The 19,009-nt window shown below is 68.6% G+C and carries 24 protein-coding genes; 15 read left to right on the top strand and 9 right to left on the bottom strand.

Going from position 1 to position 19,009, the window contains the following annotated elements:
• Window positions 1-144: 144 nt before the first annotated feature.
• Window positions 145-906 carry a rhodoquinone biosynthesis methyltransferase RquA gene (gene rquA / locus NBY65_RS10620; protein WP_150044885.1) on the bottom strand — a complete coding sequence of 254 codons (762 nt, stop codon included), beginning with the start codon at window positions 904-906 and terminating at the stop codon, window positions 145-147.
• A gap of 100 nt (window positions 907-1,006) precedes the next feature.
• Entirely contained in the window at window positions 1,007-1,627 is a 621-nt protein-coding gene (locus tag NBY65_RS10615) for a UdgX family uracil-DNA binding protein (RefSeq protein WP_239003135.1), read from the bottom strand.
• 174 nt (window positions 1,628-1,801) lie between these two features.
• Between NBY65_RS10615 and NBY65_RS10610 the strand changes: the two genes are divergently transcribed.
• From NBY65_RS10610 to paaI, 3 genes are all read left to right on the top strand, one after another.
• Window positions 1,802-2,689, top strand: a complete 888-nt coding sequence (locus tag NBY65_RS10610) for a DMT family transporter (RefSeq protein ID WP_150044888.1) — start codon at window positions 1,802-1,804, stop codon at window positions 2,687-2,689.
• An 86-nt stretch (window positions 2,690-2,775) separates the two neighbouring features.
• Entirely contained in the window at window positions 2,776-3,555 is a 780-nt protein-coding gene (locus NBY65_RS10605) for an enoyl-CoA hydratase-related protein (RefSeq protein WP_150044891.1), read from the top strand.
• Window positions 3,552-3,989 carry a hydroxyphenylacetyl-CoA thioesterase PaaI gene (paaI, locus tag NBY65_RS10600; RefSeq protein WP_239003138.1) on the top strand — a complete coding sequence of 146 codons (438 nt, stop codon included), beginning with the start codon at window positions 3,552-3,554 and terminating at the stop codon, window positions 3,987-3,989. Before NBY65_RS10605 ends, paaI begins: the two co-directional genes overlap by 4 nt.
• 28 nt (window positions 3,990-4,017) lie before the next feature.
• Here the strand turns inward: paaI and NBY65_RS10595 are convergent, their stop codons facing one another.
• Window positions 4,018-4,734: an amidohydrolase family protein gene (locus NBY65_RS10595; protein WP_150044894.1), complete on the bottom strand. Its 717-nt coding sequence runs from the start codon at window positions 4,732-4,734 to the stop codon at window positions 4,018-4,020.
• Window positions 4,735-5,126: 392 nt separating this feature from the next.
• Here NBY65_RS10595 and NBY65_RS10590 point away from each other — a divergent pair, with 392 nt between their 5' ends.
• The 4 genes from NBY65_RS10590 (at window position 5,127) to NBY65_RS10575 (ending at window position 7,544) form a co-directional block, all read left to right on the top strand.
• On the top strand, window positions 5,127-5,684 hold the full coding sequence (locus NBY65_RS10590; RefSeq protein WP_150044897.1) for a NifU family protein: 558 nt from the start codon (window positions 5,127-5,129) through the stop codon (window positions 5,682-5,684).
• 83 nt (window positions 5,685-5,767) lie between these two features.
• On the top strand, window positions 5,768-6,352 hold the full coding sequence (locus tag NBY65_RS10585) for a malonic semialdehyde reductase (protein WP_150044899.1): 585 nt from the start codon (window positions 5,768-5,770) through the stop codon (window positions 6,350-6,352).
• A gap of 43 nt (window positions 6,353-6,395) precedes the next feature.
• Window positions 6,396-7,073: a tRNA (adenosine(37)-N6)-threonylcarbamoyltransferase complex dimerization subunit type 1 TsaB gene (gene tsaB / locus NBY65_RS10580; protein WP_150044902.1), complete on the top strand. Its 678-nt coding sequence runs from the start codon at window positions 6,396-6,398 to the stop codon at window positions 7,071-7,073.
• Between the two features lie 18 nt (window positions 7,074-7,091).
• Entirely contained in the window at window positions 7,092-7,544 is a 453-nt protein-coding gene (locus tag NBY65_RS10575) for a GNAT family N-acetyltransferase (RefSeq protein ID WP_150044905.1), read from the top strand.
• On the opposite strand, the gene NBY65_RS10570 is transcribed toward NBY65_RS10575, so the two are convergent.
• Window positions 7,516-7,743 carry a sulfurtransferase TusA family protein gene (locus NBY65_RS10570; RefSeq protein ID WP_150044908.1) on the bottom strand — a complete coding sequence of 76 codons (228 nt, stop codon included), beginning with the start codon at window positions 7,741-7,743 and terminating at the stop codon, window positions 7,516-7,518. The genes NBY65_RS10575 and NBY65_RS10570 overlap by 29 nt on opposite strands.
• A gap of 131 nt (window positions 7,744-7,874) precedes the next feature.
• Between NBY65_RS10570 and NBY65_RS10565 the strand changes: the two genes are divergently transcribed.
• The 5 genes from NBY65_RS10565 (at window position 7,875) to NBY65_RS10545 (ending at window position 12,490) form a co-directional block, all read left to right on the top strand.
• On the top strand, window positions 7,875-8,285 hold the full coding sequence (locus NBY65_RS10565; RefSeq protein WP_150044911.1) for a MucR family transcriptional regulator: 411 nt from the start codon (window positions 7,875-7,877) through the stop codon (window positions 8,283-8,285).
• A 279-nt stretch (window positions 8,286-8,564) separates the two neighbouring features.
• On the top strand, window positions 8,565-9,062 hold the full coding sequence (locus tag NBY65_RS10560) for a Fur family transcriptional regulator (protein ID WP_150044914.1): 498 nt from the start codon (window positions 8,565-8,567) through the stop codon (window positions 9,060-9,062).
• 14 nt (window positions 9,063-9,076) lie between these two features.
• Window positions 9,077-9,877: a GNAT family N-acetyltransferase gene (locus tag NBY65_RS10555; protein WP_150044917.1), complete on the top strand. Its 801-nt coding sequence runs from the start codon at window positions 9,077-9,079 to the stop codon at window positions 9,875-9,877.
• A 100-nt stretch (window positions 9,878-9,977) separates the two neighbouring features.
• Entirely contained in the window at window positions 9,978-11,492 is a 1,515-nt protein-coding gene (gene lnt / locus NBY65_RS10550) for an apolipoprotein N-acyltransferase (RefSeq protein WP_162530839.1), read from the top strand.
• Window positions 11,493-12,001: 509 nt separating this feature from the next.
• A complete protein-coding gene (locus NBY65_RS10545; protein ID WP_150044923.1) occupies window positions 12,002-12,490 on the top strand; it encodes a helix-turn-helix domain-containing protein in 489 nt (162 codons plus the stop codon).
• A 30-nt stretch (window positions 12,491-12,520) separates the two neighbouring features.
• Here the strand turns inward: NBY65_RS10545 and NBY65_RS10540 are convergent, their stop codons facing one another.
• On the bottom strand, window positions 12,521-13,024 hold the full coding sequence (locus NBY65_RS10540) for a DUF2244 domain-containing protein (protein ID WP_150044926.1): 504 nt from the start codon (window positions 13,022-13,024) through the stop codon (window positions 12,521-12,523).
• 93 nt (window positions 13,025-13,117) lie between these two features.
• Between NBY65_RS10540 and nth the strand changes: the two genes are divergently transcribed.
• On the top strand, window positions 13,118-13,792 hold the full coding sequence (gene nth, locus NBY65_RS10535; protein ID WP_150044929.1) for an endonuclease III: 675 nt from the start codon (window positions 13,118-13,120) through the stop codon (window positions 13,790-13,792).
• A gap of 155 nt (window positions 13,793-13,947) precedes the next feature.
• Entirely contained in the window at window positions 13,948-14,391 is a 444-nt protein-coding gene (locus NBY65_RS10530; RefSeq protein ID WP_162530840.1) for a DUF4142 domain-containing protein, read from the top strand.
• Window positions 14,392-14,472: 81 nt separating this feature from the next.
• Here NBY65_RS10530 and hslU read toward each other — a convergent pair whose 3' ends face one another.
• The gene (gene hslU / locus NBY65_RS10525; RefSeq protein ID WP_150044935.1) at window positions 14,473-15,792 is read right to left on the bottom strand and encodes an ATP-dependent protease ATPase subunit HslU; all 1,320 of its coding nucleotides are present in this window, start codon (window positions 15,790-15,792) and stop codon (window positions 14,473-14,475) included.
• A 110-nt stretch (window positions 15,793-15,902) separates the two neighbouring features.
• Entirely contained in the window at window positions 15,903-16,490 is a 588-nt protein-coding gene (gene hslV, locus NBY65_RS10520; RefSeq protein WP_150044938.1) for an ATP-dependent protease subunit HslV, read from the bottom strand.
• Window positions 16,491-16,739: 249 nt separating this feature from the next.
• On the opposite strand from hslV, the gene NBY65_RS10515 reads away from it, so the two are divergent.
• Entirely contained in the window at window positions 16,740-16,934 is a 195-nt protein-coding gene (locus NBY65_RS10515) for a hypothetical protein (RefSeq protein ID WP_150044941.1), read from the top strand.
• Between the two features lie 84 nt (window positions 16,935-17,018).
• Here NBY65_RS10515 and rho read toward each other — a convergent pair whose 3' ends face one another.
• Both rho and NBY65_RS10505 read right to left on the bottom strand, forming a co-directional pair.
• Window positions 17,019-18,293: a transcription termination factor Rho gene (gene rho, locus NBY65_RS10510; RefSeq protein ID WP_150044944.1), complete on the bottom strand. Its 1,275-nt coding sequence runs from the start codon at window positions 18,291-18,293 to the stop codon at window positions 17,019-17,021.
• Between the two features lie 273 nt (window positions 18,294-18,566).
• The gene (locus NBY65_RS10505; RefSeq protein ID WP_150044947.1) at window positions 18,567-19,007 is read right to left on the bottom strand and encodes a GNAT family N-acetyltransferase; all 441 of its coding nucleotides are present in this window, start codon (window positions 19,005-19,007) and stop codon (window positions 18,567-18,569) included.
• Window positions 19,008-19,009: the final 2 nt, after the last annotated feature.

The following is a 19,009-nucleotide window of genomic DNA, read 5'->3' as shown; positions in this document are numbered from 1 at the left end:
AGAAGGCTGCGCGATCATGACGGCCGGGCATGCCCCGGGCATGAAAACGCCCGGGACCATGCCCGGGCTTGCAACGCAGCGAGATGGTCGCTGCCCACGTCCGCCCCACGGCCGGAAGGCCGGGGGCTCGCGGGGCGCACTGGTTCAGACCGTGATCACGAGCTTCTGGTAGAAGCCGCCGAAATATGAGGCGCGGGCAGTGACCTTGTCGCGATGGGAGGCCGGCAGCCAGGTGTCGACCGGATGGGTCCACAGATCCGGCGCAAAGGGCTCCAACCGGGTCAGCACGGGATGCCAGAGATATTTCAGCGGATGCCATTTGGACGGCTTGGCGAAATCCACGATCACCAGCTTGCCGCCCGGACGCACCACCCGCAGCGCCTCGCGCAGCGTCGCCTCGCGCACCGGCACCGGCATTTCGTGCAGCAGGAAGAACAGCAGGGCCCGGTCGTAGGTGGCGTCCGGCAGATGCATCGCCGAGCTGTCCATCTCGAGCAGCTTCACCGGCGCGTTCTCGGGCAGCTTCCGCCGCAGGTTCCTCAACTGGCCCGGCACCACGTCCAGCACGTCGAGCTGCGAGCCTTCCGGCACGCGCGCCGCCAGACGGGGGGTCAGGTCGCCATACACGCAGGCGATCTGCAGGGTGCGGCCGGGAAGGGTTTCACCCAGCTCCGCCACCGCGGCGTCGCGCATGGTGACGTACTTGCCCCACAGGATCAGGTTGACCAGCCAGGGGCGCTCGAAAAAGCGAATGGCGCGCGGGTGGATATAGGTCCACCAGTAAATCTCATTCAGGTAGTCAGGAATATGATGCTCGGCTCCGCCCGCGTCAGCAACCGACGCATTCGCGGACCCGGCCGAAAGCCCCGCCACGCCACGAGCAACCCCAGGGGAATACGATCCCATCACGCCTCTCCAGCTGTAGCCGCATTTGGCCCATCCCCCTGCTGTCACGATCTTGCGACCAGATCAACAGGTATGGAACCCTCGGCTATCAATGGGCTGATCAGCGTGGCAGGGAAAGCTCGGCGACGCGCCTCAGATCTGCAATAAACATATTGTATTCATTCTGTTTGGCGGCCGCGTCGGGAATGCGCAATAAATATGAAGGATGTACAGTTACAAATATAATGGCTTCCGATAACTTGATGGCCCGGCCGCGCTCTCGCGCGATGGTGATAGTGCGTCCCAATACCGCACGGGCGGCCGAGGCCCCCATCAGCACGGTCAAGGCCGGGTTTACCTCGTTTCGTTCAATATTCAGCCAGAACCGGCAGGCCGCGATCTCCGCGGAATCCGGTCGGGCGTGAATGCGCCGCCGGCCGCGTGTCACGAACTTGAAATGCTTCACGGCATTGGTGACATACAGTTCCCTGCGGTCGAGACCGGCTTCCGCCAGCGCCCGGTCGAGAAGCTGGCCGGCCGGTCCCACGAAGGGACGGCCGGCACGGTCCTCCTGGTCGCCGGGCTGCTCGCCCACCAGCATGATCCGCGCATCCGCCGGCCCCTCGCCGAACACCGTGCCGGTCGCGTGCTGCCAGAGCGGGCAGCGGCGGCATTCCAGCGCCTCGGCCGCGGCCAGGGCCAGCGGGGAACCGGGCGGCGCGGGATGGTCGGGTGAGGGCATGGGCGCCTCCATCGACACCGGCAACGTCGGGAGCGGCGGAAAGATCGGCTGCGACCAAGCTGTCCTCCCGCTGCAAGGGAGCTCCGCCCCGCCCCGTGATGACAGCAGCGGCCACCCGCGCCAGCATTCCGTTACGATTCGGGCCGACGCCCGGACACCCGGGCGGAGGGCGTGATGCAACGGCTGTGGCGAACGGCGTGGCTGCTGATGCTGACCCCGCCCCTGTTCTGGTCCGGCAACTTCATCACCGGACGGGCGGTGCGCGACGCCGTGCCGCCTGTCTCGCTGGCGTTCTGGCGCTGGGTCGGCGCCCTGGCGATCGCCCTGCCCTTCGCCTGGCCCCACCTCGCCCGTGACCTGCCGGTGCTGCGCCGGCATTGGGTGATCACCCTGGCGCTGGCGACGACCGGCATCGCCGCCTTCAACACCATGGTCTACACCGGACTGCGCACCACCACGGCCCTGAACGGCGTGCTGCTGCAATCCGCCATCCCGCTCTGCATCCTGCTGTGGGCAGTCGTGCTGTTCGGCGACCGCCCGCGGACCCGGGAGATCACCGGGACCTTCGTGTCCATGGCGGGCGTCCTGGTGATTGCCGGAGAAGGCTCGTTCGCGACGCTGGCCGCGCTGTCGTTCAATACCGGGGACCTGTGGGTGTTCGGGGCGGTGGTGGCCTATGCGCTCTACACCGCCCTGCTGCGGCGCCGGCCGGTGGTGCATCCGTTGAGCTTCCTGGTCGCGAGCTTCGTGCTCGGCCTGCTGGTGCTGCTGCCGTTCTACCTGGCGGAGCTGGCGGCCGGGCGGCACATCCTGTTCAGCACGGGCGCCGTGGCCGCGATGGCCTATGTGGCGGTGTTTCCCTCCTTCCTGGCGTACCTGGCGTTCAATCGCGGCGTCGAACTGATCGGGCCGGCCCGCGCCGGGCAATACGTGCACCTGATGCCGATCTTCGGCACGCTGCTCGCGGTCGTGTTCCTCGGCGAGCATGTCCACCTCTATCACGCCGCGGGCATCGGCCTGATCGCCGCGGGCCTGGTGATGGCGCAGCGCCGCCGCGCCTGACCCGACGCCCCCTGCCTCTCGGCGCCTTGTCACGCGCCGGGGTGGAATGGCACGCTCCGGCACAAACAACCCTGAGGAAAACGGGAATGGAGGAAGCGATCCGGGTGGAGGCGCGCGATGGCTGGCGTCGTCTCACCCTGAACCGGCCGGACCGGATGAACGCGCTCGACGAGCCGGCCATCGAGGCACTGCTGGCCGCCCTCGCCGATGCCGGCGCCGATGCGTCCTGCCGCGCCTTGCTGATCACCGGCGCCGGACGCGGCTTCTGCGCCGGTGCGGACCTGTCCATGGTCATCCCCGGCACCGACCTGGGCGAGCTCATCGACCGGGCCTGGAATCCGCTCGCCCGCGCGCTGCAGGCGCTGCCCATGCCCACGGTTTGCGCGGTGAACGGCGTCGCCGCGGGGGCGGGGGCCTCGCTCGCGCTGGGATGCGACATCGTGCTCGCGGCGCGCTCGGCGAGCTTCATCCAGGCTTTCGCCAGGATCGGCCTGGTGCCTGATTGCGGCGGCACCCATCACCTGCCCCGGCTGATCGGCGAGGCCCGCGCCCGCGCCGTGACCCTGCTCGCTGATCCCATCCAGGCCGGACAGGCCGAGGCATGGGGGCTGATCTGGCGCGCGGTCGACGATGCCATGCTGATGGAGCAGGCGGAGGCGCTGACGGCCCGGCTGGCCGCCGGCCCCACCCAGGCCTACCGGCTCGCCCGCCACGCCATCGCCGCCGCCGCAGGCAACACGCTCGACCGCCAGCTCGAGGTCGAGCGGGATGCCCAGCGCCGCGCCGGTGCCACGCCCGACTTCGTCGAAGGCGTGCGGGCCTTCCGCGAGAAGCGTCCGCCCCGCTTCACCGGCCGGCCCGCGTGACCCCCCCGGAAGACGCCCAGGCGCTGGCCCGCGCCTGCGCCGAGGCGATGTGGTCGGATGACCGGGCCTGCCGCAGCCTCGGCATCACGCTGGAAGATGTCGGGCCGGGGCATGCGCGCCTGTCGATGCGGGTGCGCGACGACATGGTGAACGGCCACGGCACCTGCCATGGCGGCTTCATCTTCGCCCTGGCCGATACCGCCTTCGGCTATGCCTGCAATGCCCGCAACGAGCGCAGCGTCGCCCAGCACTGCAGCATCACCTTCCTGCGACCGGGCCGGCTGGGCCAGATGCTGGTCGCCACGGCCGAGGAACGCGCGCGGGCCGGGCGGTCGGGCATCTACGACATCGTCGTGTGCAGTGCCGATGGCACGGTCATCGCCGAGTTCCGCGGCCATTCGCGGGGCCTGGGGGAAAAGTTCTTCCCCGGCTGACGCCGACAGGCCCCCTTCCCACGGCGGCTCAGGAAAAGCCGTACAGCGCCGCCGGATTGGTCTCGAGGATCTGGCTGCGGGTGGCCCGGTCGTCGGTCCAGGTTTCCACCACGGCGAGCAGATCCGGCAAAGGGGCCTGGCAGACCGGCCAGTTGCTGGCCCACAGGCAGCGATCCGGTACCTGGCGGGCCAACCGGCGGGCAAGCGCCTGCGGAACATGCGCGCCCAGCTTCACCCAGGCATTGCCGGCTTCCAGCGTGCGCAGCAGCGCCGCCGCCGCGGCCGCATCCGGCTCCTCGCCGAAATCGGCGAACAGCACGACCCAGCCGGGGATGGCGCGCACGCGTTCCTCGCAGGCCGGCCACTCCGAGGCATCGAACACCAGCTCGACATGCCAGCCGCGATCGTTCAGCCGCGGCGCGAGGCGCAGCAGGTGCTCCCAGGTGATGGCGCCGCCGAGGCAGCAGCGCGCGCCGCAAATGCCCTGGGCCGCCAACAGGTCCAGTTCGCGGGGGGTGATGTCCTCGGGCAGGATGACCACGCCGCGCGCCGCCGGTCCGACCGCCGCGACCGCGGCCAGGGTCGCCGCGTTATCGGTGCCGCAGCACTCCGGCTGCACCACCACGCAGCGCCCGATGCCCGCCGCGGCCATCCCGGCGCGGTACTGCGCCAGGGCCGCCGGGTCGCCGGACTCGCCGAGCGCAACATGCGTGTCGGTAATGTGGCTGGTCAGGGCTTGCGGCAAGGTTGGCTCCGACGTGCATGCGACAATGGTTGTGGTCTCGCGGGGGGGCCTGTCAAATCCACGGGCTTCATGACTTCGTCAGTATTCGGGGGCGAAGTCCGCCGGTTCCTGGACGGAAGCTTATCCTGAAGCAGGAACATTTGCCAAATCAATCACTTCGCCGTTGCCGGACGGGTGTTCCACGCCCGGCCCCTCCCTCACCCGGCCGCACGCCTCGCGCAAGAAGCGATGGAGGATCGCCGAAATGGCATGGCAGCACATGCCGGTGCGAGCGAGGGAGTCCCTTGCGTTCGCGGGTCCATTCCCCGATCCTGTGAACAGGACCTTACAGGTCCGGTTGCCAGTCAAGCACGGCCCTCCACAAGACCAGGGTCAGAACAGGGTCCGCCGTCATGTTCATCGAGACCGAAAGCACGCCGAATCCCGCCACCCTGAAGTTCCTGCCCGGTCGGGACGTCATGGGGGCCGCAACCGCCGATTTTGCGTCCGTCGAGGCCGCCGGGCGCAGCCCGCTGGCAACCGCGCTGTTCGCCCTGCCGGGGGTGACGCGGGTCTTCCTCGGCGGCGACTTCGTCACCGTCACCAAGACCGACGACGCATCCTGGCAGGCGCTGAAGCCGCAGGTGCTCGGGACGATCATGGACCACTTCGTCGCCGGCCGCCCGGTGGTCGAGGGCGCGGGCGCGGAAGCCGACGAGGACGTCGACCCGGCCGATGCCGAGGTGGTGGCGCAGATCAAGGAACTGCTGGACAACCGCGTGCGTCCGGCGGTTGCCGGGGATGGTGGCGACATCGTCTTCCGCGGCTACCGCGACGGCGTGGTGAAGCTGCACATGCAGGGCGCCTGCAGCGGTTGCCCGTCGTCTTCGGCCACGCTCAAGCACGGCATCGAGAACCTGCTGCGCCACTACGTTCCCGAGGTGCGCGCCGTCGAGCAGGTCGCGCGCTGAACCAGGACCGGGGCGTCTTGCGTCGGGAGGCATGGGCCCCATCTTGGCCCTGACTGTTCGATATCGAACGAAGGGACGATTCCATGCCGCTCGACGCCGATGCCCTCGACCTGCTGTTCCGCGAGGCGCGCACCCACTTCAAGTGGGCCGACCAACCGGTCAGCGATGACGAACTGCGCCAGGTCTTCGACCTGCTGAAGATGGGTCCGACCTCGGCCAACAGCTCGCCGGCACGGTTCCTGTTCCTGCGCACGCCGGAAGCGCGCGAGAAGCTGCGCCCGGCCCTCTCGGCCGGCAATGTCGAGAAGACCATGACCGCGCCGGTGACGGTGATCGTGGCGCACGACCCGCATTTCTACGATCACCTGCCCAAGCTCTTCCCGCATGCCGACGCGAAATCCTGGTTCAGCGGCAATCCCGAGCTGGCCGAGGAGACCGCCTTCCGCAACGGCACGTTGCAGGGCGCCTACCTGATCATGGCGGCGCGGGCGGTCGGGCTCGATGCCGGGCCGATGTCGGGGTTCGACAAGGCGAAGGTCGACGACGCCTTCCTGTGGGACCGCGGCTGGAAGAGCAATTTCCTGGTCAACCTGGGCCACGGCGACGCCTCGGCGCTGTTCCCGCGCTCGCCCCGTTTCAGCTTCGACGAGGCATGCGTCCTGCTCTGACCCCCCCTGCCCGGCCCCGGCCCCCGTGCCGGGGATCGGGACCATGCTGATCCTCGGATTGGACGCGGCACTGGCCCGTTGCTCGGTGGCCGTGCTGGCGGATGGCGTCCTGCGCGCCGAGCGCTGCGAGGATGGCGGGCGCGGCCATGCGGGCCGGCTGCCCGCCATGACCGCGGCCGTGCTGGCCGAAAGCCGCATTGCCGCGACCGCCCTCGACGCCGTCGCCGTCACCGTCGGACCGGGCAGCTTCACCGGCCTGCGCGCGGCGCTGGCGCTGGCGCATGGCCTGGCGCTGGCGATCGACCGCCCGGTGATCGGCGTCACCACCGCCGAGGCGCTGGCGGCGGCGGTGACCGCCGCCGAGCGCGACGGCCGGTCGCTCTGGGTGGCCATCGACAGCCGCCGCGGACGCGTCTTCCTCGATCGCCTGACCGATGCGGAAGGCGCACGGGCGTTCTCGCCGGAGACGCTGCCCCATCCCGCCGGGGCGCTCGCCCTGGCCGGGGACGCGGCCGAGGCGGTCGCGGCGCGGCTGGCCGCCGCCGGGGTGGACGCGCGCGCGACCGCGGTGCGCCTGCCGCGAGCGCGCGAAGTGGCCGCGGTGGGAGGGCGGCGCCTGGCCGGGGACCTGCCCCCGCTCGCGGCCTGGCCGCTCTATGTCGACCCGCCCGAGGCAAAACTGCCGGAAGGGGGTCTGCGGCCACCGCCCGCGGCGGAATAGACCGCAGTCATTTCTTTCATGTCATCTCCTGTCGTTGCTGCGACGTTCCATGCCCCCGCGATGGCAGCAATACATGCCGGCTGCTTTCCGCCCGGCGAATGCTGGAGCGCCACGGCGATCGCCGACCAGCTCGTGCTGCCCGGCACGTTCGGGCTGATCGACCCGGGCGGGGGGATGGTACTGGCGCGTGTCGCCGCCGACGAAGCCGAGATCCTGACGCTGGCGATGCTGCCGTCCTCGCGCCGGCAGGGACGGGCGCGGCGGCTGTTGCAGGCGGCCGAGGACCAGGCCGGCAGCGCCGGCGCCGGCGTGATGTTCCTGGAAGTTTCGGAGCGGAACATCGCTGCCCGGGCCTTGTATGCGGCTGCCGGCTACCTGCAGGCCGGCCGCCGTCCGCGCTACTACCCGGGCGGGATCGATGCACTGCTGCTGCGCAAGCAGCTTATCCCCGGCGCAACAACAACCGGGTGACGCCGTCCTCGCCGGTGGTCTGCTCCACCACCTGATGCCCCTGCGCGGTCGCGGTCTGCGGCACGTTGCGGACGGGTTCCTCGCCCCGCAGCAGCACCAGCAGGAGTTGCCCGGGACGCAGGCGATCCAGTGCCAGACGGGTGCGAACGAAAGTCATCGGACAGACCTCGGCGGTGATGTCGAGCGTCTGATCCGGCATCGAACTGGATGGGTTGGTATTTGGCATTGTTCGACTGTCTTTTTCCGTCAAAATATCTATTGCGAAACGGGTGGCGCTTAACCTATATGCACTTCCATGGCCAAAGTCGAAAGCCATGGAAGGGAGAACTGATGGCCGACAACTCTCAAAGTTCCGACGTGCTGGGATTGACGGCGCAGATCGTCTCCGCCCACGTTTCGAATAATTCTGTCACACCGGACGCACTTCCGGCACTGATTCAGGACGTCTACAAGACTCTTGCGGGCGTCGGAAAGGACCCTGTTCAGCCGGACAAGCCGCAGCCGGCCGTGCCGATCAAGAAATCAGTGTTCCCGGATCACATCGTTTGCCTCGAAGACGGCAAGAAGCTGAAGATGCTCAAGCGGCATCTGAAGACTGCCTACGATATGACCCCGGAGCAGTATCGGGAACGTTGGAGTCTGCCTCCCGATTACCCGATGGTCGCGCCGAACTACGCCAAGCACCGCTCTTCGCTGGCCAAGAAGATCGGCCTGGGAACCAAGCCGCGCGCCCGTCGCTGACTGTCTCCCCTGCGCCTGGGCATTTGCTCCGGCACTTTCCCCCATGTAGGCTGATGGCCCGATGCCACCGTCCCGGAGCGGCGGGCCACGGCCGTCATCCTTCCGGGCGCGGGTCAGCGCCCGATTGGACAGTCTGCCCCTGATCGGCTACGCCCGCCGCACGCCGCGTCTGCCCCCCACCGGGGGCAGAGCATGGACAGGGTGGCAGAGCGGATGCCGGGTGGTCCGAGGCGCGCCCGGACTTGGAGCCCGCAGCCGGGGCTCACACTTGGGGATCGGATGGAAAGCCGCATCGAACGCCTGTGCGTCGAGAGGGGATTGAAGATGACCGGCCAGCGGCGGGTCATCGCCCGCGTGCTGTCGGAGTCGGCGGATCATCCCGACGTGGAAGAACTCTACCGGCGTGCCGCCGCCCTCGATCCACGCATCTCCATCGCCACGGTCTACCGCACCGTCCGCCTGCTCGAGGAACGAGGCATCCTCGAACGGCGCGATTTCGGCGGCGGCCGGGCCCGTTACGAGGCCACTGACACCGAGCAGGGCCATCATCACCACCTCATCGACATCGAGACCGGACGCGTGATCGAGTTCTCCGACGCCGAACACGAACGGGTGCTGCAGGCGATCGCGGCCCGGCTGGGCTTCGACCTGGTATCCCATCGCCTGGAGCTGTTTGGCCGGCGCAGGCAGCCATCGCGCCCGGCCACGCGCGGCGCCAGCGCTGCCGGCGGCGAAGCCGGCGTGTCCGGAACCCCTGCCAACGGCCAGCGACGATGAGCGGCGGGCCGCAGATGTCCGAGGCCGTCGTGGGCTTCGGGGAATTGCGGAGCGGCAACCTGGGCGTGCGCGTTGCCGTCAGCGCTGCCGAAATCGAGGCGGCGCAGGCGTTGCGCTACCAGGTCTTCTACGACGAGATGGGCGCCATCCCCGATGCCGCCGCGACGGCGAGCCATCGCGACAGTGACGCCTTCGACGCGGTTGCCGACCATCTGCTGGTGGTGGACCACAGCGTCGGTCCGGGGCCCGAGGGCGTGGTCGCCACCTACCGGCTGATCCGCGCCGAGGCGGCGGCCAAGCTCGGACGTTTCTACTCGGCCGACGAGTACGACATCGCGCCGGTGGTGACCTTCCCGGGCCAGGTGCTGGAACTCGGCCGATCCTGCGTGCATCCGCAGTACCGGGGCCGCGCGGCAATGCAGATGCTGTGGCGCGGCATCGCCGCCTACGCCTTCCTGCACCGCATCGACCTGATGTTCGGCTGCGCCAGCCTGCCCGGCACTGACCCGGACGCCCTGGCGACCGAGCTGACCTATCTTCATGCCCACCATCTCGCCCCGGCGGAGATCCGCCCGCGGGCGCTGCCGCACCGCTATATCGACATGCGGCGGATGGATCCGGCCACGCTTGACGCAAGACGGGCGCTCGCGCAGCTACCGCCGCTGGTGAAAGGCTATCTGCGGCTGGGCGGCTTCGTGGGCGATGGCGCGGTGATCGACCACCAGTTCAACACCACCGACGTCGCTGTCGTGGTCAAGACCGACCTGGTGACCGACAAATATATCCGCCATTTCGCCCGCGACACGGTGGATTGATCGCGTCAGGTTGTAAGCCCGGCCGGGCCGCGCGCGCGGACGGCAACATGACACAATGCCGTGCTTGCGCGCGTTGCAGCACGCGTGTAGCGCGCCCCGCATGAGCTCGGTTCTGACACTGCGCGTGGAACCACGGCGCCGCGGACAAACGGTGCTGATGGCCTGCGGGCTTGGGGCGCTTTCGGCCGCGGCGTTGCCGCCGGTGCATGCCCTCCCGGTGCTGCTGATCGCCCTGCCCGGCCTGATCGCCCTGATCGGCTATCAGGCGCGGGCCCGCGACGCGGCCTGGGTCGGTTTCTGGTTCGGCCTCGGCCATCATGTCCCCGGGCTGTACTGGATCACCGAGGCGATCCTGTTCGAGGCGGCGCGCTTCTGGTGGCTGGTGCCGCTGGCAGTGCCGGCGCTCGCGGCCGTACTGGCCCTGTTCATCGCCCTGCCCTGCGCGCTGGCATGGTACGCGCCTGCGGGCTGGCGTCGCGTGGCCGTGCTGGCGGGGGGCTGGGTACTGGCGGACCTGGCACGGCAATTCATCGCCACCGGGTTCCCGTGGAATCCCTGGGGCAGCATCTGGGCGGTGCCCGGCGGCTTCGGCGACGTGATGCTGCAGCCGGCGGCCTGGGTCGGGGTGCACGGTCTGACCCTGGCGACGCTGCTGCTGGCGGCCACCCCGGCGCTGGGCCGGCGTGCCATGGCCGTGGGCGGTGCGGTGCTGCTGCTCTGGGCCGCGGCGGGCCAGGCCCGCCTCGTCCTGGCCGTGCCCGCCACTTCCCCCGGCCTCAACGTCGTCCTGGTGCAGGGCAACGTGCCGCAGGGACAGAAATGGGACCGGGGCTTCATGCTGGCCACCTTCTCACGCTATCTCGCGCTGACGCGGGCGGGCATGGCCAAGGCGGGCACCGGCCCGGCCGTGGTGGTCTGGCCGGAAACGGCGAGCCCGCTCCCGCTGGAGCAGATCGCCGAGGCGCGGGAAGCCATCGCGGCGGCCGCCGGCGTGCCGGCCCTGGTGGGAAGCGTGCGCTGGGACGCGACCGCCCATCCCCGCAACAGCCTGATGGCGGTGACCGGGGCGGGACCGGCGGTGGCGGTCTATGACAAATGGCATCTCGTGCCGTTCGGGGAGTTCCAGCCGGGATGGTTCCCGCTGCCGATCCAGGTGGTCCCGGGCGGCGGCTTCGCCGCGGGAAGCGGCCCGCGCACGCTGCATGTTCCGGGCGTGCCGCCGGTCGGCCCGCTGATCTGCTACGAGGCCATCTTCCCCGCCCAGGCCGCCGACGCCTCGGACCGGCCCGCATGGCTGGTGAACGTCACCAACGATGCCTGGTTCGGCAATTCCACCGGCCCGCGCCAGCACCTGGCCGCGGCGCGACTGCGCGCGGTGGAGGAAGGGTTGCCGTTGATGCGCGCGGCCAATACCGGCATCTCCGCCGGCTATGACGCACATGGGCGCGAGCTTGGCCGGATCGGCATGAACCAGGCCGGGACCCTGGTATTGCCGCTGCCGGGGCCACTGCCGCCGACGCTGTTCGGGCAGCTTGGCCTGGCCATCCCCGGTTCCCTGGCGGTGATCGCGGTACTGGGGGGATTGCTGCCCTGGCGGGCGCGCCGGCGCGACTGATATCGGCCGGCACGTATGAGAGCCGTGCGAAAGGGTCGGATCAGACCGAACGCATTCCGATTGCCTTCCCTCATCATTTATCGTAGCTTGGCAATCCTGAGTTGTGATTGCTGTGTACGGACCTACCCGCATCCTCCGTCCCAGGACTGATTCCCCCGGCCGTCAGCCGCGATGATATCGGTCACGCCACGAGTGATATCGGGCCACGATACTTGCCTCCGGCCAGCGTTTTTGCGATCTGCCCAGGCAAAGCCTTGAAATCATGGCTGATGCCCGGTTGCGCCGCAGACGCCGTTCCACGGGGCCGGCCAGGATGCCAGCGGCAATGTCGATCGCGGGCATGGGAGGGCCACCTGTATCATTTTTTAAAGATTGGATCGGAAATTTGGCCTCGCCTTGACGATCGGCGGTTGCAGCGTTAATGTGTCATCAACCTCGACCGGCGCAGCGGGTGTACGGGAGGCAGCCGATTTCAATCGGACTGGACGGCGAACAGGAGCCGAGAACGGATGTCAGGTGAGGAAGTGTTCCGGCACTCGGAAGAAGCCGGCAGTCTGCCCGATCGTCCCGAAAAGGAATCGCGGCCCAATCCCATCGACATCCATGTCGGATCGCGCATCCGCCTGCGCCGCACCTTGCTTGGCATGTCGCAGGAACGGCTGGGCGAGGCACTGGGGCTGACCTTCCAACAGGTGCAGAAATACGAGCGCGGCGTGAACCGGGTCGGTGCGTCCCGGCTGTACGATCTTTCCCGCGTGCTCGATGTGCCGATCAGCTTCTTCTACGACGACATGCCGGAAAGCCTCGGCGGGCATGGCGTCAATGGCGGGCGGCGTTCCCCGGGCCTGTCGGACGCGCAGGACAGTTTCGGCGACGACACCCTGAACCGGCGGGAAACGCTCGAACTGGTCCGTGCCTATTACCGCATCACCGATCCGAGCGTGCGCAAGCGCGTGTTCGAACTGGTGAAATCGCTGGTCCCCGACGCCGCGGCATAGATTGGTCGCGCGGCCGGCAAGCCGCGCGGATCAGCCACGCAACTGGGGATTATCGAACCGGGGATGGCGGCGGAGCTGCAGCGCCTGCTGCAGCTCCGCCGCCAGCACGCGCTTCGCCTCCTCCCCCAGCATGGTGGCCACTTCCTCCTGCAGGCCCGGCGCCGACAGGATCAGCGCCGGCACCCGTCCCGGCCGATCCCGCAAGGTGACGGACAGCCAGGGAGCCGGCAGCACCACCTCGCGCCGGCGCCCATGCCGGTCAGTGCGCACCACCTGCAGCCCGCTGTCATTCAGGGATAATGTCTCGCTCGTGCGTTCGCCGCCGGCGTGATGGCGCAGCAGCAGGGCAACGAGCAGGATCTCAGCGCCGGTGAAGCCGACCACCGGCCAGGCCCCCAGCGCCACCACGAGCGCGGCGGTCAGGCAGGATGCCGCGACGATCACGCCGATCAGGGTCCTCAGCGCGCGGGGCGAGAGGCTGCGGTGCGGTACGATGACCGCCCGAAACTGCGGCGGCGGAGCATCAGGGGGCATGAACCCGCTATATCTGGACAGGCTCGCCCGCTTGCCAGCCCCCCGCTTGCCAGCCTTCCTGCCGCCGCCGAAACTGTCGCCATGGTGGATTCCATGACTGCCGCGCAGGTGCGCGGCTTCATCGAGGCGCTGCGGCGTGCCAATCCAACCCCCCGCAGTGAGCTCGACTACGTCAATCCCTTCACCCTGCTGGTCGCGGTGGTGCTGTCGGCGCAGGCAACCGATGCCTCGGTGAACCGGGCCACCCCTGGGCTGTTCGCCGAGGCGCCCACGCCGGCGGCCATGGCGGCACTGGGCGCGGAAGGTGTGGCGAAGCACATCCGCACGATCGGGCTTTGGCAGGGCAAGGCACGCAACGTGGTGGAGCTGTCACGCCTGCTGGTCGAGCGCCATGGCGGCGAGGTGCCGCACGAGCGGGAGGCCCTGGAAGCTTTGCCCGGGGTCGGGCGGAAGACCGCCAACGTGGTGCTGAACGTTGCCTTCGGCGAAGCGGCCATGGCGGTGGACACGCATGTCTTCCGGGTGTCGAACCGCACCGGTCTCGCCCCCGGCAAGACGCCACGGGCGGTGGAGGATGCGCTGGTCAGCCGCATCCCGTCCGACCTGCTGCGCGATGCGCATCACTGGCTGATCCTGCACGGGCGCTATGTCTGCAAGGCCCGCACGCCGGAATGCTGGCGCTGCGTGGCGGCCACGTGGTGCCGCTTTCCGGACAAGACCCCGCCGCCGGTGATGAAGCCGGAAAAGCGCCGGCTGGCCTCGGGATAGCGGAAAGCTTTTTCAACGCCATCACCGCTGCATCATCAATCATACCGTCGCATATACTTGTACATTTCTAAATTTTTCGTGCGCCTGCCTTTCCAGATACAATGCGTTACTTCCGGCGCGGCTGTACTGCAGCCGCCCAAGGAAGGAAACGCTCCATGGCAAATGCTCAGGACAGCAGGTTCGTCGCGGCCGCGACAAAGTCAGGCATCGCGGAGATCAGGGAAGGTACGCTCGCGATCCAGCGCTCTCCCAATATCGCGGTCCAGGAATACGGGTTCTGGATGCAAACGGATCATACGGTGCTCAACCAATTGCTTGCCACCGCCGCGCGAGCCGCCGGCATCCCGGTCCCGACCACCCTGGATCCGGAGCAACAGGCCGGGATCGACCGGCTGTCCCGGTTGCACGGCGCGGCCTTCAGCAGGGCCTTTCTTCCCAAGGAGGTCACCGATCACCAGGAAGCCCTGGCGGTGTTCCGTACCGAGGTCCAGCGCGGCCAGGACCCTGGCCTGGTCAGGCTCGCCAGGACATCGATCCCCGTGATCGCGGCCCATCTGACCGAGGCGCAGACCCTGCAGGCGGCCCACGCCTGGAGCTAGGCTTTCGGTCAACGGGATTGCCCGCCGCAGCCAGGAACGGGCCATCCCCGGCCCGTTCCCGGTCGTGCAACATCCGCCGCGCTACAGGATGAAGCGGCTCAGGTCGCCCTTCTGCGCCAGCGGCGTCACCCGCTCGCGCACATAGGCAGCGTCCACCACCACTTCCTGCCCGCCCCGGTCCGAGGCGCTGAAAGAGATCTCCTCCAACAGCTTCTCCATCACCGTGTGCAGCCGCCGCGCGCCGATGTTCTCCACGCGGTCGTTGATGTCGGCCGCGAGATCCGCCAGCGCGTCCACCGCGTCGTCGCTGAAGGTCAGCTTCATCCCCTCGGTGCCGATCAGGGCCTGGTACTGCTTGAGCAGCGAAGCCTCCGGCTCGGTCAGGATGCGGCGCAGATCGGCGCGCGACAGCGGCGCCAGCTCCACCCGGATCGGCAGGCGGCCCTGCAGCTCGGGCAGCAGGTCGGCCGGCTTGGCCAAATGGAACGCGCCCGATGCGATGAACAGGATGTGGTCGGTCTTCACCGGGCCGTATTTGGTGGACACGGTCGTGCCCTCGATCAGCGGCAGCAGGTCGCGCTGCACGCCCTCGCGGGAGACGTCGCCGCCGCGGAACCCGCCCTCCGAGGTGCGCGCGCACACCTTGTCGATCTCGTCGAGGAAGACGATGCCGTTGTTCTCGGCATGCGCCAGCGCATCCTTGGTCAGCCGCTCGTTGTCGAGCAGCTTGTCCGCCTCTTCGCGCTCCAGCGCCCGGCGGGCGGCCTCGACGGTCATCCGGCGCGGCTGGGCATGGCGGCCGAACATGCCCTTCATCATCTCGCCCAGGTTGATCATCTGGGCCGGCGGCATGCCGGGGATGTCGAGCTGGCCGAGCGCGTTCGGCGGCGCCTCGGCGATGGCGACCTCGATCTCGCGTTGCTCCAGCTCGCCATTGCGCAGCATCCGCCGGAACTTGGAGCGTGTGTCGGCGGCGGCGCTCTCGCCGCAGAGCGCGGTGATCAGGCGTTCCTCGGCGGCCAGTTCGGCCTTGGCCTGCACCTCCCGACGGGAGATGTCGCGCAGCATGGTGATGCTGACCTCGACCAAGTCGCGGGCGATGCTTTCCACGTCGCGGCCGACATAGCCGACCTCGGTGAACTTGGTGGCCTCCACCTTCAGGAACGGCGCCTGGGCGAGCTTCGCCAGCCGCCGGGCGATCTCGGTCTTGCCGCAGCCGGTCGGGCCGATCATCAGGATGTTCTTGGGCACCACCTCCTCGCGCAGCGCCTCGGGCAGTTGCTGGCGGCGCCAGCGGTTGCGGAGCGCGATGGCGACGGCGCGCTTGGCGTCATCCTGGCCGACGATGAAGCGGTCAAGCTCCGAGACGATCTCGCGGGGCGAATAGGTCGGGACGTCCATGGTACGGGTCCTCCGTGGGGCATCGGAACGCGGCCGCGCGGGCCGATGCCTGGGCAGACCCTTCCGGGCCTGCGCAGGGGATGAAGGCGGCGCCGGTCACGCGCGCGCCATCAGCCGATCGTTTCGACGATGACCGAATGGTTGGTGTAGACGCAGATGTCGCCCGCGATCTTCATCGCGCGGCGGGCGATCTGCTCGGCGGAGAGATCCGGCACCTCGATCAACGCGCGCGCCGCGGCGAGTGCGAAATTGCCGCCCGAGCCGATGGCGATCAGCCCGTCCTCGGGCTCCAGCACGTCGCCATTGCCGGTCAGGGTGAAGGACCGCTCGCGGTCGGCGACCGCCATCATCGCTTCCAGCCGGCGCAGGTAGCGGTCGGTGCGCCAGTCCTTCGCCAGTTCGACGCAGGCGCGTTCCAACTGGCCGGGGAAGCGTTCGAGCTTGGCTTCCAGCCGCTCGAGCAGGGTGAAGGCATCGGCAGTCGCGCCGGCGAAGCCGGCGAGAATGGTGCCGCCCGGGCCGATGCGCCGCACCTTGCGGGCGTTGCCCTTCACCACGGTCTGCCCGAGCGTGACCTGGCCGTCGCCGGCCATGGCGACCTGCCCGCCGCGGCGAACGCTCAGGATGGTGGTGCCGTGCCAGCCGATCGGGTCATGCGCGAAGCCGGGCGCATAGCCGGGAGAGGATGGGATGTTCATGGTCCGTCGCAGATGGCCCCCGGGAAGGTTTGGCGCAAGACGCATGCGCTGGTCGCGGATCTGAAACGCGAAACCATCACATAGGTCCCGGCCCTGCACCCGGGATCCCGTCCGCGCGTTTCGCCGGCCGATGCGCCGCGAGGACCCGGGGTGCGTCCGCCCACCCTGCCTGAAGCCGTGTTCCCGGCCAAGGCCTATGCCAGCCCCCTCGCCCTGCGCTAACGTTGCAACGGCAACGGAGGGGACGACATGGATATCAGACCAATTCTGCTGCCCCAGGCCGAACGGCAGGCCCGCAAGGCAAAGGAGCTGAAAAGTCGGGGCTATGATCCCGACGAGATCGCCGCCGCCATGGGCCTGCGCACCGAGATCGTCGCTGAATTGCTCGACCAGCCGCCTGGCCATCATGGCGGCAAGGCCGCCGAACGCCGCGCCGCCCGCTGACCCCCAGAGTTCCAAGGGCCTGACGGCCCTTGGTGGAGGTCCAGGAGGCAAAGCCTCCTGGCGGGGCCGGGGCAGCGCCCCGGATCAGGTATTCATCGCGTCGAAGAAGTCCTGATTGGTCTTGCTGTATTTCAGCTTGTCCAGCAGGAAGTCCATCGCATCCATGGTTCCCATGGGATTGAGGATGCGCCGCAGCACCCACATCTTCGACAATGTGGCACGATCCACCAGCAATTCTTCCTTGCGGGTGCCGCTTTTGGTGATGTCGATCGCCGGGAAGGTGCGCTTGTCCGACAGCTTGCGATCAAGGATGATTTCCGAGTTACCGGTGCCCTTGAACTCTTCGAAGATCACCTCGTCCATGCGGCTGCCGGTATCGATCAGCGCGGTGGCGATGATGGTGAGGCTGCCGCCTTCCTCGATGTTACGGGCCGCGCCGAAGAAGCGCTTGGGCCGTTGCAGGGCGTTGGCGTCGACGCCGCCGGTCAGCACCTTGCCCGACGAGGGCACCACGGTGTTGTAGGCGCGGGCGAGGCGGGTGATGGAATCGAGCAGGATCACCACGTCGCGCTTGTGCTCGACCAGGCGCTTGGCCTTTTCCAGCACCATCTCGGTCACCTGGACGTGACGGGTCGCCGGCTCGTCGAAGGTGGAGGCGACCACCTCGCCCTTCACCGTGCGGGCCATGTCGGTGACTTCCTCGGGCCGCTCGTCGATCAGCAGCACCATCAGGAACACTTCCGGATGGTTGTTGCTGATGGCGGTGGCGATGTTCTGCAGCATCACCGTCTTGCCGGTGCGCGGCGGCGCCACGATCAGGGCGCGCTGGCCCATGCCGATCGGCGAGATCAGGTCGATCACCCGCGGCGTGAGGTCCTTCTGCGGCCCTTTCGCGACCGACTGGAAGTTCTCCATCTCCATCTTGAGCCGGCGGTCAGGATAGAGTGGGGTGAGGTTGTCGAAGTTGATGCGGTGGCGCACCGCCTCCGGCGGCTCGAAGTTGATCGTATTGACCTTGAGCAGCGCGAAGTAGCGTTCGCCGTCCTTGGGCGCGCGGATCTGGCCTTCGACCGTATCGCCGGTGCGCAGGCCGAAGCGGCGGACCTGGGCGGGGCTGATGTAGATGTCGTCCGGGCCGGGCAGGTAGTTGGAATCGGCGCTGCGCAGGAACCCGAAGCCGTCGGGCAGGATCTCCAGGGTGCCTTCCCCGTGGATCGCCTGCTCGTTCTCGGCGAGGTTCTTGAGGATCGCGAACATCATGTCCTGCTTGCGCAGGGACGAGGCGTTCTCGATCTGGAGGGATTCGGCGAAGCTCAGCAGGTCCGCCGGGGATTTGGCCTTGAGTTCGGCGAGGTGCATCGGGGGACGCCTCGGTGTGCGATCATTCGGGGGATGAGACAGCGGCCGCATGCCTGGGCATAGGATCGACCCGGCTGGCGGTCCGGCGGCGCGGATCCCGACATCGTCGGGCGGCACCGTCCTGTCCGGAGAAGAAGGAGGGAGCGACGAATCAACACGAACCCGACAGCGCCGCAGGATGCGCCCCGTGCAGGGTCGTGTCACCCGAAGCTAGGCGGGGTCCACCCCGGCGTCAACCCGCGCAGGACAAAAAACGGTCAGGATCAGCCTGATTCAGCCCTTGGGAGGGCGGTGCAGGACCATCTGGGTCTGCGGCGCGGGATGCACGACGAAGCCGAATTTTGCATAGAGCGCGTGGGCGTCGTCGGTCGCGAGCGACCACAGCCCGATCCCGGCGAGGTCCGGGTGATCCAGTGCCGCCCGCACCAGCGCCTGCCCGAAGCCATGGCCGCGCCAGGCCGGCAGCACGAACACATCGGCCAGATGTGCCCGTACGCCGTAGTCGGTGACGATCCGGGCGAAGCCCGCCTGGGCCCCGTCCGGGGCATAGAGTCCGAGACAGAGACTGCCGGCGATGGCCCGTTCGGTCGCCGCCGGCGGCCGTTCCCGCGCCCAGTAGGTGCCCGCCAGGAAGCGGTGCACCACTGTCAGGTCGAGCCGGGCCCGGTCGTCGCTGATTACCCAGCCATCGGCCAGGGGAACCTCGTGAGCCATGC

The sequence above is a fragment of the Rhodovastum atsumiense genome, assembly GCF_937425535.1.
GTDB classification, from domain to species: Bacteria; Pseudomonadota; Alphaproteobacteria; order Acetobacterales; family Acetobacteraceae; genus Rhodovastum; species Rhodovastum atsumiense.
The sequence above is the reverse complement of the archived record's forward strand: the minus strand, read 5'-3'. Positions and strand labels throughout refer to the sequence as shown.

What these genes read in the sequence shown, in the direction of transcription:
- NBY65_RS10545 (WP_150044923.1), top strand. Translation starts at nt 12,002, where the DNA reads ATGTCAGGTGAGGAAGTGTTCCGGCACTCGGAAGAAGCCGGCAGTCTG.
- NBY65_RS10515 (WP_150044941.1), top strand. Translation starts at nt 16,740, where the DNA reads ATGGATATCAGACCAATTCTGCTGCCCCAGGCCGAACGGCAGGCCCGC.
- NBY65_RS10615 (WP_239003135.1), bottom strand. Translation starts at nt 1,627, where the DNA reads ATGCCCTCACCCGACCATCCCGCGCCGCCCGGTTCCCCGCTGGCCCTG.
- NBY65_RS10565 (WP_150044911.1), top strand. Translation starts at nt 7,875, where the DNA reads ATGGCCGACAACTCTCAAAGTTCCGACGTGCTGGGATTGACGGCGCAG.
- NBY65_RS10590 (WP_150044897.1), top strand. Translation starts at nt 5,127, where the DNA reads ATGTTCATCGAGACCGAAAGCACGCCGAATCCCGCCACCCTGAAGTTC.
- NBY65_RS10575 (WP_150044905.1), top strand. Translation starts at nt 7,092, where the DNA reads ATGTCATCTCCTGTCGTTGCTGCGACGTTCCATGCCCCCGCGATGGCA.
- rquA (WP_150044885.1), bottom strand. Translation starts at nt 906, where the DNA reads ATGGGATCGTATTCCCCTGGGGTTGCTCGTGGCGTGGCGGGGCTTTCG.
- NBY65_RS10530 (WP_162530840.1), top strand. Translation starts at nt 13,948, where the DNA reads ATGGCAAATGCTCAGGACAGCAGGTTCGTCGCGGCCGCGACAAAGTCA.
- NBY65_RS10605 (WP_150044891.1), top strand. Translation starts at nt 2,776, where the DNA reads ATGGAGGAAGCGATCCGGGTGGAGGCGCGCGATGGCTGGCGTCGTCTC.
- nth (WP_150044929.1), top strand. Translation starts at nt 13,118, where the DNA reads ATGACTGCCGCGCAGGTGCGCGGCTTCATCGAGGCGCTGCGGCGTGCC.
- lnt (WP_162530839.1), top strand. Translation starts at nt 9,978, where the DNA reads ATGAGCTCGGTTCTGACACTGCGCGTGGAACCACGGCGCCGCGGACAA.
- hslV (WP_150044938.1), bottom strand. Translation starts at nt 16,490, where the DNA reads ATGAACATCCCATCCTCTCCCGGCTATGCGCCCGGCTTCGCGCATGAC.
- NBY65_RS10610 (WP_150044888.1), top strand. Translation starts at nt 1,802, where the DNA reads ATGCAACGGCTGTGGCGAACGGCGTGGCTGCTGATGCTGACCCCGCCC.
- NBY65_RS10540 (WP_150044926.1), bottom strand. Translation starts at nt 13,024, where the DNA reads ATGCCCCCTGATGCTCCGCCGCCGCAGTTTCGGGCGGTCATCGTACCG.
- rho (WP_150044944.1), bottom strand. Translation starts at nt 18,293, where the DNA reads ATGCACCTCGCCGAACTCAAGGCCAAATCCCCGGCGGACCTGCTGAGC.
- tsaB (WP_150044902.1), top strand. Translation starts at nt 6,396, where the DNA reads ATGCTGATCCTCGGATTGGACGCGGCACTGGCCCGTTGCTCGGTGGCC.
- hslU (WP_150044935.1), bottom strand. Translation starts at nt 15,792, where the DNA reads ATGGACGTCCCGACCTATTCGCCCCGCGAGATCGTCTCGGAGCTTGAC.
- NBY65_RS10570 (WP_150044908.1), bottom strand. Translation starts at nt 7,743, where the DNA reads ATGCCGGATCAGACGCTCGACATCACCGCCGAGGTCTGTCCGATGACT.
- NBY65_RS10555 (WP_150044917.1), top strand. Translation starts at nt 9,077, where the DNA reads ATGTCCGAGGCCGTCGTGGGCTTCGGGGAATTGCGGAGCGGCAACCTG.
- NBY65_RS10560 (WP_150044914.1), top strand. Translation starts at nt 8,565, where the DNA reads ATGGAAAGCCGCATCGAACGCCTGTGCGTCGAGAGGGGATTGAAGATG.
- NBY65_RS10505 (WP_150044947.1), bottom strand. Translation starts at nt 19,007, where the DNA reads ATGGCTCACGAGGTTCCCCTGGCCGATGGCTGGGTAATCAGCGACGAC.
- NBY65_RS10585 (WP_150044899.1), top strand. Translation starts at nt 5,768, where the DNA reads ATGCCGCTCGACGCCGATGCCCTCGACCTGCTGTTCCGCGAGGCGCGC.